The organism is Kribbella ginsengisoli, from assembly GCF_039537185.1.
GTDB classification, from domain to species: Bacteria; Actinomycetota; Actinomycetes; order Propionibacteriales; family Kribbellaceae; genus Kribbella; species Kribbella koreensis.
Genome location: NZ_BAABAA010000012.1, coordinates 97,080 through 109,912, shown reverse-complemented (window position 1 = coordinate 109,912; position 12,833 = coordinate 97,080). Strand labels below are relative to the sequence as shown.

The following is a 12,833-nucleotide window of genomic DNA, read 5'->3' as shown; positions in this document are numbered from 1 at the left end:
ACGCCGCCTGGCTCAATGGGCCATTGCGCCCGCCAGTTCCGGCGTCCGGCGGAGCATCTGCAGGGCTCGCATCCGCATCGGGCCGATGCTGCCGATCGGCAGGTTCAGCATCTCCGCGATCTCGGTGTACGACGGGCAGCTGTCCGACATCAACAGGCGGATCAGCCGCTGGTACCGGCCGGGCAGCCGCCGCAGGGCCTGTTCCGTAGAGGGCTCGTACTCCCCGTCGACCGGGTAGACGTCGAGGACCGCGGTCCGCTGGCCGTCGCTGTGCTCCGCGGTCGGGTCGGCGTACAGGAGGTACCGCTTCCGGCTGATCGCCAGCCGCAGTCCCTCGCGCCGGGCCGTCGCGGCCAGCCAGGCCGGCAGGCACTCGGGGTCGCGAATCTGGCGTCCGTGCTGCCACAGGCGCAGCCAGGTGAGTTGGGCGACATCCGCTGCGTCGCTGTGGCTGAGACCGACGCCGCGGGCCGCGTGGGTGAGCAGGTGGGCGTAGCGGCCCTCCAGCTCCTTCCACGCCGACCAATCGGAGTCCAGGGCCCGGCCGAGGAGGACCTCCAACGAAGGTCCGGAATCGGTGTGGTGGCGATTTCCCTCGGGCGTCCGTTCGGTTTTGCGTGGCGAGATCGTCGACACGTTCCACGTCCTTTCGCTGATTCACGCAGAATGAGCGACCGGCGGCGGGGGCAAAAAGGCACAGGTGTGTCCTGCCGACGCTGGCGGACGTCAGCAGGCAGCCCGCAGGGAACTGTGGGCTGGATGAAACCTCACTCGGCATTACCTTTGAAGCGACCTGTGCCTCACGCGCCCCCAGCGGCCGTCGTCAGTGCTGCCTTCGGTGACTATTCGATCACTGGCGCCGTCACGCAGGCGTAGTGATGGCGTCACGGAACGACGGTCTTGGCGTCACCGCTGGCATACGTATCAGCAATGGGTGATTGTTCGGTCGCGCTGGGTTCGCGAAGCGACGATCCGAGCAGCCGGAGCAATGGCAGCGCCATCATCGTGGTGATCAGCGCCATCATCACCATCACCGTGAAAGCGCCCTGGTTGATCAGCCCGGCGCTGAGGCCGGCGGACAGCACGACGATCTCGGTGATGCCTCTGGCGTTCATCAGTACGCCGAGCCCGATCGCCGACCGGACCGGCAGACCGCCGGCTCGAGCGACCGGAGTCGCGCCGAGGAACTTGCCGGCCACCGCGACCACCAGCAGCAAGGCACCGGCCGCGAGGACCTGAGGATGCGAGATCGCCGCGTTGACGTCGGTCTTCAGGCCGATCGAGGCGAAGAACACCGGCACCAGCAGCGCCCGGTTCAGCCCGCAGATCTGCTCGGACACCTGCTTCACCGGCAGGATCTCCTTCGGTACCACCAGCCCGGCCAGGAAGCCGCCGAAGATCGCGTGCACGCCGATCGCGTCGGTCGCCGCGGCCAGGCCGAGGATCAGCGCGAGAACCGCGAGCACCAGGATCGGGGTGGGCAGCGCAGCGGCGTACCGATCGGCGGCCCAGCGCAGTACGGGCTTGAGGACGAACACGCAGCCGACGCCGACCAGGATGGTCAGGACCAGGGCGACCAGAGCCGTCGTGAGGTCGGAGGACTTGATCATCGCGAGCACGATCGCCAGCGCGCACCAGGCGAGTACGTCGGCGACGGCCGCGCACAGCATGGCCAGCGAGCCGAGCCGGGTACCGACCAGGCCGAAGTCCTGCACGATCCGCGCCAGCACCGGGAATGCGGTGATCGCGAGGGCGGTACCGATGAAGATGACGAACGGCAGCCGCCCGACCGACGGGCCGGCCAGCGTCGAGTACAGCGGCAGCGCCGCGATCACACCGAGCGCGAACGGTACGGCCATGATCGCGAGACTGGCACCGGCGATCGCCCCTCGATCCCGGCCGAGCTTGTCCCGCCCGAACTCGGCGCCGACGGTGAACATGAAGATCGCCAGCCCGGCCTGGGCGAGCAGATTCAGGTTGGGCAGTACCGCCGAAGGCACGATCGCGTTGAACAGCCCGGGCGCCAATGATCCGATCACCGACGGGCCCAGGATCAGCCCCGCGATGATCTCGCCGACCACCGGCGGCTGGCCGATCATCTTCGCGAGCTTGCCGAAGACGGTCGCCAGCGCGCAGACGACGGCGACCGCGACCAGCGACCGCCACATCAGCTGGGCCGGCGACGCCGCGGCCGGTGCGACCGGACCGGCCGCGGCTGCATGGTGATCCGGATCGAGCCAGCCGACGGCGTACGCGATGCCGAGCACGACGCCGGCAGCGGCGACGAGACCGCCGGCGACCGCCAGTCCACGGCCGGGTTTGGGCAGCAGGGAACTGTCTGTTGCGGACATGGCGGCCTCTCTGTTCAGGTGTAAGGGTTCAGCTGTGCAGCGCGCCGTCGGCCGACAGCGGTACCGCGGCGAGCTCGTCCACGGTCCGGTGCGTCCCGTTGGTCCGGCCGGACCCGTCGGTCTGGCCGGACCGGCGGGCGAGCAGGTCGCTCATGATGTCGCCGGCCCGGTTGCCGAGCACGCTGAGCAGTGAGTCGGCGATACCGTGCGTCGCCTCGTTCACCCCCTGCAGGTAGCAGGCCGCGTCCGACTCCTCGTTCAGCTCCAGCCGGTACTTGCGGGTGACGCCGATCTGGTCCAGCCCGATCGCCGCGCTGAGATCGCGAACCATCGCAGGCATCTCGCGGACGAAGCCGGTGCCGAGGAAGACGTAGTCGAGCCGCAACTCGGTGACCTTGTCGCTGCGCCGGTCGGTCAGCTCGAGGACGACCTCGTCGCCTTCCTCGCGGGCGCCGGTGATGTCGGTCATCGTGATGAGGCGGCGCCGGTCGACGCCGTGCAGCTTGTCCAGGTACATCCCGGTGTAGAGGTCCTGCAGCAGGTCGGTCTCGACGCCGGAGTAGTTCGTCAGGTGCATCTCGCGCAGGATCTGCTCGCGGCCCTCCGGCCGCGCGTCCCAGACCTTGTCGATGAACGACGGGTAGTACAGCTCGTTGATGAACTTGTTGGTGTCGTACGCGCGCAGCCCGATCGACCGCATCACCCAGTTCACGTCGCCGGTCGGCAGGTCGTTCTGCAGCGCCCGGAACATCTCGGCCGCGCTCTGCGCCGCGCCGATGACGGCCACGCGATGCGGCTTGTCCTTGGCCAGCTCCGCGATCCGGTACCGGTACTGCGTACTGTGCACCAGCCGGTCGGCGGGCAGCCCGGCGAGAACCGGCGGCACGTACGCATCGCGACCGGCGCCGATCACGAGGTACCGGCTGGAGATCGTGCTGCCGTCCGCGAGCTTGGTCAGCCAGCCGGTCAGGGTGCCGGACGCGTCCCGGACCGGCGCGATCGACGTGCACTCGCAGCCGAGCTCGAACTTCACCTTCTGCAGCGACTGCGCCACCCAGCTGAGGTAGCCGGAGATCTCCACCCGGTACGGCGTGAAGCTGCCCATGTTGATGAAGTCGTCGAGCCGGCCGACGCTGCGCAGGTAGTTGAGGAAGGTGAACTTGCTGCGCGGGTTCCGCAGCGTCACCAGGTCCTTGGCGAAGGCCACCTGGCTCTTCGTCCACGGCAGCAGCAGACCGCGCTGCCACTCGACCGTGTGGCCGCGCTCGATCACCAGCGAGTTCTCTGCCAGGCCGTCGATCCCGAGCTCCTCGACCGCGACGGCCAGGGCCAGGTTCGCCGGACCTCCACCGACTGCGAGTAACTCGACCTCACGGTTTGTCATGCGGGCTCCCAGTTGTTGTGGCTCGGGACTCGGCTCACCATGGCCGGCCGGAGAACTCGGTCTCGTTCAGCGCTTCGTACTTCAGCTCGACCAGCTCCGCCGCGGCGGTCAGCCGGTCGGCGCAGGTGCCGGGGTCGTCGGCGGTACAGATGACGTAGGCGTGCCGGCCGATGTGCGCGCGTGGCGGCAGCCGTACGGTCGCTCCGGCGGGCACCATCGGGTGCGCCTCGATCAGGCCCGGTACGGCGCCCGGCTCCGGCACCGTGATCTCCACCACGCGGGCGTCCTCGGGCGGGTAGCAGAACCGGATCCCGACGCAGCTGCGGTGATCCATCGTCAGGTCGGGCTGGACGCCTTCGGCCACGTCGACCAGCACGGCGCCCGGATCGATGCCGGTGGCAAGCTTTCCGACGTACGGGATCAGGTCGCCGCCGAGCCGCCCGTTGACCTCGATGATCGTCGGGCCGCGGGAGCTGAACCGGATCTCGGTGTGGGTGATCCCGTACGGCACGCCGAGGGCCGCGTGGGCCGAGCGGAGGAGTTCGCGCAGCTCGGGATCGGTCAGCAACGGGTCGTTGCCGTCGACGATGTGGCCGATCTCCTCGAAGTACGGCGGCGGCCCGAGTTGCTTGTGCGCGATGCAGAAGGGCGTGTAGACGCCGTCGACCACGGCGCCGTCGACGCTGATCTCCGGCCCGTCGACGAGCTCCTCGATCAGGGCGCCACCGTGGTACGCGACCGGTCCGCTCCGGCTGGAGTCGTCGGCCCGCTCGAAGGCAGCGGCGATGTCGTCGGGGCCGTTCACCAGCGCGACGCCGATGCTGGCCGCCATCCCGCGCGGCTTGACCACCACTGGGTACCCGATCTCCGCGGCCGCGGTAGCGGCGGCTTCGGCCGTCGTGACTACCGCGAACCGTGGTTGCGGAAGTCCGGCAGCGGTCAGTGCCTCTCGGCTCTTGACCTTGTTGCGGCATCCTTCGGCGCCCGCGGGCGTCAGGCCGGTGAGCCCGAGCCGGTCGGCCACCAGGGCGGTGATGATCACCGATGGTTCGTCGTAGGTGAAGACGCCGCGGACCCGGTGGGTCTGCGCGACCGCCTCGGCCGCGGCGAGCAGAGCGTCGTGATCAAGGACCAGACCGGATCCCTGCAAGGGAACGACGACGCTGCTGCCGGCCAGGTAGGGCTGTTGCCAGCCGACCGGTTCGTCGTCGATCAGCCACAGCGGCCGGCGTTTCGCCGCGCCCTCCAGCAGGTACTGGCGGTAGGGCTGGAAACCGCTACCGAACTGCAGCACGACACCGTCGGTGTTGTCGTCGTCCACGCGTTTGCCTCCCGGGCTGAGCACTACCCAACGAGAGGGGGCCGGGCGCCACGGGTGATACAGAGACTGTCGGCGAGCGCCGGTTCAGGGGTTCGTTCGGGAACTGCCGGGGAAATGTCTGATATCTGCCGGGCCAATGCCTTGTACTCGATTAGCTGAGGATTCAGACTTCACCGCAGGTAACGCAGGGGTCACTGATGAGGAGGTCGCCGATGCCCATATCGGGAGACGGATCCGGCGAAAGTCTTCGCCGTAACGGAGCGTCGCCCAGTAATCACAGGAAGTGGGAATTCATGCCTGTGGGGGGACATATGACGAATGAATCCGGTCTAGTCGGTGAGCCGACGCCGGATTTTGTGCCCGAAGAAAATCCGGACGTACCGAAACTCCGGCTGCTCGACGGTTTCCGGGCGGTGGTGGACCAGCAGACGCTGTCCATTCCGCTGAGCGCCCGGCGGGTGGTCGCGTACGTCGCGCTCCGCGGCCGGTCCAGCCGTGCGGAGGTGGCTGGCACGCTCTGGCCGGAGGTGTCCGACTCGAAGGCGCAGGCCTGTCTGCGGACCGCTCTGTGGCGGCTGCGGCAGTTGAGCGAGCACCCGCTGGTCACCGGCGACGAGACGCTGCGTTTGGATGAATCGCTTGATGTAGACGTCAGCACGCTGGTCACCGCCATCCGCCGGGTGATCAACGACGGCGAGTGCGGCGCCGATCAGGGGTTGCTGCCGACGCTGGCCACGATGGGGGAGCTGCTTCCGGGCTGGTACGACGACTGGGTCCTGCTGGGACGGGAGCGGCTGCGCCAATTGCAGCTGCACGCGCTCGAGCTGACCGCCCAGGCGCTGACCTGCGACGGCCGGTACGCCGAGGCGATCGAGGCGGCGATGGCAGCGGTACGGCTGGAGCCGTTGCGGGAGAGCGCGACCAGGGTGCTGATCGAGGTGCATCTGGCCGAGGACAACGTGGTGGAGGCGATCCGGCGGCTGGAGTTCTTCCGCAAGAGCCTGGCCACCGAGCTCGGGGTCGAGCCGACCGCGGAACTGGTGGATCTGGTCCGCAGCCGGCAGACCGTCGCGCACGCCCGCCGGGATGTGCCCGACATGCTCCGCCGGAACCGCCACCTGGCCTAGTACCCGACCGGCCTACCCAGCCGGCTTATCCAACTGGGCTCCACACGTCTTCCCGGTCGAGTGCCTCCACGTGGTACTTGCCCAGGGCGCTCACGATCAACTGCAGTTCGAGCGCCAGGCACTCGACCAGGTTGACCAGGCCGTTGTCCGGGTCGGTGTCGACGGCGATCAACGCGGCCCGGCCCAGGCCGGCCGCGTTGGCGCCGAGGGCAAGCGACTTGGCGATCCGCGCGCCTTCCCACATCCGCCCGGACACCAGCAGGCAGGTCGGCGTCGCGCCGGCCAGTTCGAGGCCGGGTTGCTCGCGACCGGCCCGCTCCTCGCCGATCCGGCGCAGGCACTCGCCGAGGGGCAGGCCGACCTGGTCGAGGAACGCGCGAGGCGCCCAGCCCGTGCCGCCTTCGGCGCCGTCGACGGTCACCGCATCGGCGCCGGCCTCCCAGGCCACGCGGGCAGCGGCGGCGACATCTCGTGCCGGTGGCAACTTCACCCAGATCCGGGCTCGCGGATAGTTGTTGCGCATGAGCCGGATCTGCTGCTTCAGGATCTCCGCGGTGAAGCTGCCCGGGCTGCTGCTGCGCAGGACCTGGCCGTTGCCGACGACGGGGTCGAGGAGGTAGGCATCGGCCAGTCGCTCGGCCGACTCGGCGCCCATCAGCGTCATCCCGCCCAGCCCCGGCTTGGCGCCTTGGCCGACCTTGAGTTCGAAGGCCAGCCGGCCCGACTCCAGGAGCGACAAGGCGTTCGGGTCGCTGTAGACCAGGTTCCACACCTCGGCGTCCGCGTCCTCGGTGCTCTGCTGGACGACGACACCGCCGTACCCGTCGAGCGCCTCGGCCTGGTACGCGCTGATCCGGCCGAGCAGGGAGCGTTCGGCGTCCTCCTCCAGCCGGCCGTAGCTGTTCATCGGCATCACGTTCTCGCCGACGACCATGGGGATGCCGAGCCGTCCGGCCTGCCGGCTGGCGGAGATGCCGAGCGCGACGCTGGCTGCCTCCGTCGAGCCGAACGCCGAGACATACAACGGCAGCGCGGACCGGAACCCGCCGATCGTCGTCTCGAGCACGACGTCGCGATAGACCGGCTCGCGGGTCAGTTCGACCAGCTTCGCGAAGCGTTGCGGGACGAAGACCGGAGGTACGAGCCGGTGCCGGTCGATCGGGCAGGTCGGCTCCGGCCCGCCGGTCTCGGCGCCGAACAGCGCGTGCCCGTACTGGTCCGCGGGCGGGAACGCGTCGGCAGCACCGGTCTTGGCCCGGCTTCGGACTGCTGCCTCGGGGAACGTCTCGGCGTGCAGGATGGCCACCTCAATCGGATCGCAGCAAGCTCTTGCACCGACAGAGGCGGTGAGCGAGCGGTGAAAATACGGGGACCGCGGCCGACCGACTCGCGGACACCCGTATCAGCCGCGCCGGGCCGCTCCCTCAATTTCTCTGTAAGGGGTTTCACTCTCAATTGGGCCGGGGGGCACAAACCATGAAGTTCGCACGCCTGACCACTGTGCTGGCCGCCTTTACGCTGGCTGTCAGTACGTTGCCCGTCGGCGGCGCTGCCGCCGTCACGAATCCCTGCCGGTTGCCGGAAGGCGTCCTGCACTCCACCGCCCTCGCCGCACGCTCCGCAGTCGCCTGCGGAGCCGTCGGCAGACTCATCGACGCCGGCGACGGCGTCGCACTCACCGTCCCGCAGCCAGGCGACAGCGTCACGATGGACCTGCTCTACCCGTCCGGCGCCCGCACCTACAGCCTGACCACCGACGAGCAGGGGCGGGTGAGTACCGGTTCGGCTCCCGCCAAGCACGAGCCGGACAACCAGTTCCCTGACCTGGCCGGACAGCCCGGTGCCTGCGACCGCGACACCTACGCACTCCGCGACTACAAGTGGCACTCACCCTGGTTGTTCCGTACGACGTGGGGCACCAAGCTCGCCACCAACCGGCAGTCCGACTTCGACGCGGCTGTCCGGCGGTCCCTCGCCAACATGACCCAGGGCCGCAACACCTGCGGCATGCGCGGCCGGAACGGCGCGTCCGGCGCTCTCCTCGGCCATACCGCCAGGCAGGGAAACTTCGTGTACGTCGACGGCGCGACGACCTGCGGCGACCGCGATCACCACAGCGTGATCGACGAAGGCGACCTGCCCGGCGGCTCGTTCGAGGCGACCCTGGCCTGGACCTGCACCTGGTCCGAGACCAGACACGGCCGGACCCGAGCCGTCGAGGCCGACATCAGGATGAACAGTGCCGACTACAACTGGACCTACGACCCGGTCAACGACCCCAAGTGCAAGCCCGAGTTGCCGCCGGACAAGGACCGCTGGCGGTACGACGTGGAGTCGGTCCTGACCCACGAGATGGGCCACGTCTACGGCCTGGTGAACCTCAGTGCCGACGAGGACCTCAACCTCACGATGTACCCGGGTGTCCGGCGCTGTACCGGACACATGCGCACGCTCGGCCGGGGCGACGTCCTCGGGATGCAAGCCCTCTACGGACTCCGCTGACCGCGGGTCAGCCAGCGATAGCCGAGTGCGGCCACTGTGACGATCAAGGCCCAGAGCAAGTAGGGCCCAGCCATCACTAGCAGGACTACGACAGCACCCTGTGCCACGAGGGCAGCAAGGCGACCCTTGCTGCCCCGTGGCAGCAGCTTGACGGCGGCCGCGACACCGACGGCGTACACAGTGACGAACAGGCCGGTGGTGAGCAGTACCAACGACGACGGCGTGATGCCTGCTGCAACCACGATCAAGGCGGTCACTGTGGACATGCCACCGAGCAACGTGAGGCTACGGCGCGGGATCTCGCCGGCAGCACTGCCCTGGGTCAGCCATTGGGGCAGCGAGCCGTCGCGGGCCAGGGCGGCGCCGAGTTTCGACGCGCCCGCGTAGTACGCGTTCATGGCGCCGAAGCTGAGCAGTAGCGCGGCACAGGCGGCCAGGATGCGGGAGTTGCCGCCGAGGCCGATCGCTAACAGGTCGCCCAGTGGCGCATCGGTCTCTGCCGCACCAGGGCCGAGCACTGTGATGGTGGCGAAGGCGACGCTGAGGTAGAGCACGCCGACGACCACCACTGCGATCGCAGTGGCCCGCGGTACGTCGCGGTCCGGCCTACGGAACTCCGCAGTCAGGTGAGTGACCGCCTCCCAGCCGACGAAGCTCCAGACGAGCAGTGCGGCCGCCGGGCCGATCGCCTTCCAGCCATGCGGTGCGAACGGCTGCAGGTTGGCCAGGTCCGCGTGTGGCAGCGACAGCGCGACCGCTAGTACCAGGAAGACGGCAAGCAGCGCAGCCAGGGCGATCTGCACCCGGCCGGTCACCTGGATCCCGAAGGCGTTGGTGGCCGGTACAGCGAGGATCAGGAGCAGCATGGTGATCAATACCGTCTTCTCACCACCACCGATGCCGGCTTCGACGTAGCCACCGGCCCACAAGGCGGCAGCGGGGCCACCGACGGGCACAGACAGGTAGAAGCACCAGCCGACCACGGCGGCCGCCTTGTCGCCGAAGGCCAGGCGCGCGTACGTCGCTACGCCACCGGAGTCCGGATAGCGCGCACCCAGCGCGGCGAACGTCGCCGCCAGGGGAGCGGAGACGATCGCCAGGCCGAGCCAGGCCAGCAACGACGCCGGCCCGGCCACCTCGGCGGCCAGAGCCGGCAGTGCGATCACGCCGGTGGCCAGCACGGCCCCGACGTACAAGGCCGTGCCCTGGCCCAGGCTGAGCGTGCCCCTCGGCTCTGTGGTTGCTTCCGTCATGCGGGACATCTTCGCCGGAAACCGGCCACCAGGGCGCTTGGGCACGGCGAGGCGGTCACGGGGAGGGGATACCCGGCACCTTCGGGAACGCGCTCGCCTGCCAGACCGAGTCGAGTCCGGCCACGTAGCGGGTGAAGCGTTCCAGCCCCAAGCCGAAGCCCGCGCTCGGTGGCACGCCCTGCTTGAGCATTTCCAGGTACCACGCGTACTTCGCCGGGTTCTCGGCCGTCTCCCGCATCCGGGCGACGATGGTCGCGTAGTCCTGCTCGCGCTCGGAGCCGCTGCACAGCTCGCCGTACCCCTCGGCCGCGATCAGGTCGAAGTTGCGCAGCATGCCGGGCTGGTCCGGGCTCTCCTTGTCGTAGAAGCCGCGGGACCCCTTGGGGTAGTCGGTGACGAAGAACGGCCGGTCCACCTGCTGTGACAGCTTCGCCTCGCCGACCCAGTCGATCTCCGCGTCCGGGCTCTGGTCGTGGTCGATGGCATGCAGATCGGCGACGGCCTGCGAGTGCGTACGTCGGCCGAAGTGCCCGGTCAGTACTTCGGCCAGCGCGCCGGCGTCCCGGCCGAGCGTGTGCAGTTCGCTCGGCAGGTCGCTCAGCACGCGCTCGACGACGTACCGGACCAGGCCCTCGGCCAGCTCGAGCGCGTCGTCGCGGCCGGCATCGGCCATCTCGCAGTCGATCTGGTGGAACTCGGCCAGGTGCCGACTGGTCGACGTCGTCTCCAGCGGCTCCAGCCGAACGTTCGGGGCGATGAAGAAGATCTTGTCGAACGAGGTCAGCGCCGCCTGCTTGTAGAGGATCGCGCTCGTCATCAGCTTGTACCGGTGGCCGTAGTAGTCGACGTCGACCTGCTTGGCGCCCCGGGCGCCCGGGTCGGTGACCGGTCCGATGATCGGTGGCAGCAGTTCCATGAATCCACGGCCGGTGAGGTACTCGCGGCTCGCGGACAGCATCTTGTTCTGGATCACGAGGACCGCCCGGGTGACCGGTGAGGTCAGGTGCTCACGGGGACTCGGCGGCAGCGAGGCCGCGGCCTGCGCGGGTGGGATCCGGGTCTCGGTCATAAGTTGCTCCCTGTCAGTTCGTCACGGGGCGGTGGTTTGGAGTCCGGCAGCTGCTCGGCCGCGGGTGCGGCCTGGTACTCCTGCTCGAGACTCGCGCTGTCGAACTTCCGCTCGATGTACGACAGCGTCGACAGCAGCCCCATCGCGGTCAGCTTGCCCGCGCCGGTCCGCCGGACCGACTCGCGGATCGGCATCGAGCCGACCGACGACCACTGCAGCCGGCCGGTGTCGTCGAGATAGCTGCGAGCCTTGCCGGCGTTGTCCGGGTGCAGGCAGTACGGGACGTCGAGGTAGCCGCGGCGGAAGGCGAGTTCGAGCGCGGTACCGAGGTCCGGGTCGAGGTTGACCACGGCATCGATCAACGCGCTCGCCTCGGCGTGGATGCCGGTGTCGTCGATGTCGCCGATGATCCTGGTGCACCGCGCGGCAGCGGCCGCGGCAGTCTCCAGCGCGTCGACGTTCTCGGCGAAGGTGGGGATCCGATAGCCCTCCGCAACGGTCTTGACGATCAGCCGGGCGGACGACGTACGGACTGCCAGCCGCGCGGCCTCTTCGAGCAGGCGCGAGGCGCCCTCGGGCGTGCGCGGATAGACGCCCATGTAGGTGTAGATGACGACGTGCCAGTCGATGTCCGGCAACCACTGCGCAGCCAGCCGGCGCATGGCGAGGATCGCCTCGGCGTCCTGGTCCGGATCGGTCTGCTGGGCGTAGCTCAGGGAGACGCTGCGGATGCCGTGCTGGCGGAAGAACATGCACTCGAGCACGCTCAGCGCGACGAGCAGGCCGGGCGGGCAGAGCTGGCCCATCATGCAGCCGCCGAAGCTCTCCAGATGCGGTTCGACGCCGGTCTCCCGTACCTCCGACAGCAACTCGCAACTGAGCGCCCAGTTCGGGATCGACTCGGTCAGCGGAGCGCGGCTGTACGGCAGGCAGTACGAGACCGGGCCGCCCTCGGTGGCGTGCAGACCGGCCGCCACCAGCGAGCGAATGATTGCCGCAGGCAACGGTGAGCCGTGCCGGACCTGGACCGGGAAGTCGACGCCGACGACGCCGTCCAGGACCGCACGGGTGGTGGACACGTCCTGCGCGACGATCGGGTAGCCGTTCAGCTCGATACCGGCCGCCAGCGCCGCGCCGGCGCTGTCGTGGTCGCCGACCCGGGTGTAGCTGTCGAGCGTGATCGTACCCACGGTCGTTGCGGCTGCCGCCTTGGTGAGCTGCAACCCCAGGCGCATCGAGGCGGCCTCGCTGACCCCCATCCGGGGCTGGACCACGAGCCGGCCGGCCTGGTGCGCGCCCGTGACGAAGTCACCGAACGAGCCGGTGGACGGGAGGCTCACGAAGCGACGCCGGTGGTCAGCTGACGGACGAACGACTGGAAGGCGGTCAGCCCGGTCCCGTCGTCGAAGACCGCGTCGAACCCGGCGGACATCAGCCTGGCGCGGGAGCCGTCGGAGCCCGGTCCGTCGATGCCGAGCTTGCCGCCGATCACCGCCGGTACCTGGCTCAGGCCCGGCCGGTCGCGGAGCTGGCTGATCACCCGCAGCCCGTCGTGGAAGCCGTGCCCGTTGACGGTGCTGACCACGATCAGGTCCGGGCGGATGCGCTCCGTCTCGGCGATCAGCAGGTCGTCCGGCACACAGGCGCCGAGGTTGTGTACCTGGTGGCCCAGCTCTTCCAGCACGAGCTGCAGGAACACCAGGTTCCAGGTGTGCGAGTCCGAGGAGACGCTGGTCAGCAGCACGGTGAGGTCGCCGTTCCCGGCGGCTCTGCCGGCCGGGACGGCGGCGACATGATCCATGACAACCAGAGCATCAGTCGCTCAC

11 protein-coding genes are annotated in these 12,833 nt (G+C 69.2%); 2 read left to right on the top strand and 9 right to left on the bottom strand.

Going from position 1 to position 12,833, the window contains the following annotated elements; translation table 11 throughout:
- Positions 1-12: 12 nt before the first annotated feature.
- The 4 genes from ABD768_RS32880 to ABD768_RS32865 form a co-directional block, all read right to left on the bottom strand.
- Positions 13-636 (bottom strand): RNA polymerase sigma factor, encoded by a 624-nt coding sequence (locus tag ABD768_RS32880; protein ID WP_343966197.1) that lies wholly within the window; start codon positions 634-636, stop codon positions 13-15.
- A 248-nt stretch (positions 637-884) separates the two neighbouring features.
- Positions 885-2,351, bottom strand: coding sequence for a cation:proton antiporter (locus ABD768_RS32875; protein ID WP_344847243.1), 1,467 nt, complete (start codon positions 2,349-2,351; stop codon positions 885-887).
- A gap of 28 nt (positions 2,352-2,379) precedes the next feature.
- Complete coding sequence (locus ABD768_RS32870; protein ID WP_343966193.1) at positions 2,380-3,735, bottom strand: SidA/IucD/PvdA family monooxygenase; 1,356 nt, start codon at positions 3,733-3,735, stop codon at positions 2,380-2,382.
- Positions 3,736-3,769: 34 nt separating this feature from the next.
- Positions 3,770-5,056, bottom strand: a complete 1,287-nt coding sequence (locus tag ABD768_RS32865; RefSeq protein ID WP_343966191.1) for an ATP-grasp domain-containing protein — start codon at positions 5,054-5,056, stop codon at positions 3,770-3,772.
- Positions 5,057-5,367: 311 nt separating this feature from the next.
- Here ABD768_RS32865 and ABD768_RS32860 point away from each other — a divergent pair, with 311 nt between their 5' ends.
- The gene (locus ABD768_RS32860) at positions 5,368-6,183 is read left to right on the top strand and encodes an AfsR/SARP family transcriptional regulator (protein WP_343966189.1); all 816 of its coding nucleotides are present in this window, start codon (positions 5,368-5,370) and stop codon (positions 6,181-6,183) included.
- 25 nt (positions 6,184-6,208) lie between these two features.
- Here the strand turns inward: ABD768_RS32860 and ABD768_RS32855 are convergent, their stop codons facing one another.
- Positions 6,209-7,489, bottom strand: a complete 1,281-nt coding sequence (locus ABD768_RS32855; RefSeq protein ID WP_344847241.1) for a glutamate synthase-related protein — start codon at positions 7,487-7,489, stop codon at positions 6,209-6,211.
- 170 nt (positions 7,490-7,659) lie between these two features.
- On the opposite strand from ABD768_RS32855, the gene ABD768_RS32850 reads away from it, so the two are divergent.
- Positions 7,660-8,685, top strand: coding sequence for a matrixin family metalloprotease (locus ABD768_RS32850; RefSeq protein ID WP_344847239.1), 1,026 nt, complete (start codon positions 7,660-7,662; stop codon positions 8,683-8,685).
- Here ABD768_RS32850 and ABD768_RS32845 read toward each other — a convergent pair.
- Genes ABD768_RS32845 through ABD768_RS32830 form a run of 4 tightly spaced genes read right to left on the bottom strand, consistent with a single transcriptional unit; the run spans position 8,670 to position 12,808 of the window.
- On the bottom strand, positions 8,670-9,938 hold the full coding sequence (locus ABD768_RS32845; RefSeq protein ID WP_344847236.1) for an amino acid permease: 1,269 nt from the start codon (positions 9,936-9,938) through the stop codon (positions 8,670-8,672). The two genes, ABD768_RS32850 and ABD768_RS32845, sit on opposite strands and share 16 nt — an antisense overlap.
- 55 nt (positions 9,939-9,993) lie before the next feature.
- Positions 9,994-11,007, bottom strand: coding sequence for an asparagine synthetase A (locus tag ABD768_RS32840; protein ID WP_344847233.1), 1,014 nt, complete (start codon positions 11,005-11,007; stop codon positions 9,994-9,996).
- On the bottom strand, positions 11,004-12,347 hold the full coding sequence (locus ABD768_RS32835; protein ID WP_344847230.1) for a methylaspartate mutase: 1,344 nt from the start codon (positions 12,345-12,347) through the stop codon (positions 11,004-11,006). The genes ABD768_RS32840 and ABD768_RS32835 overlap by 4 nt, the downstream gene beginning before the upstream one ends.
- Positions 12,344-12,808: a cobalamin B12-binding domain-containing protein gene (locus tag ABD768_RS32830; protein WP_343966176.1), complete on the bottom strand. Its 465-nt coding sequence runs from the start codon at positions 12,806-12,808 to the stop codon at positions 12,344-12,346. The genes ABD768_RS32835 and ABD768_RS32830 overlap by 4 nt, the downstream gene beginning before the upstream one ends.
- Positions 12,809-12,833: the final 25 nt, after the last annotated feature.

Bases quoted from the DNA above. Each gene is read 5' to 3' on its own strand.
- ABD768_RS32840 (WP_344847233.1), bottom strand. From the start codon at position 11,007: ATGACCGAGACCCGGATCCCACCCGCGCAGGCCGCGGCCTCGCTGCCG.
- ABD768_RS32870 (WP_343966193.1), bottom strand. From the start codon at position 3,735: ATGACAAACCGTGAGGTCGAGTTACTCGCAGTCGGTGGAGGTCCGGCG.
- ABD768_RS32845 (WP_344847236.1), bottom strand. From the start codon at position 9,938: ATGACGGAAGCAACCACAGAGCCGAGGGGCACGCTCAGCCTGGGCCAG.
- ABD768_RS32860 (WP_343966189.1), top strand. From the start codon at position 5,368: ATGACGAATGAATCCGGTCTAGTCGGTGAGCCGACGCCGGATTTTGTG.
- ABD768_RS32830 (WP_343966176.1), bottom strand. From the start codon at position 12,808: ATGGATCATGTCGCCGCCGTCCCGGCCGGCAGAGCCGCCGGGAACGGC.
- ABD768_RS32875 (WP_344847243.1), bottom strand. From the start codon at position 2,351: ATGTCCGCAACAGACAGTTCCCTGCTGCCCAAACCCGGCCGTGGACTG.
- ABD768_RS32850 (WP_344847239.1), top strand. From the start codon at position 7,660: ATGAAGTTCGCACGCCTGACCACTGTGCTGGCCGCCTTTACGCTGGCT.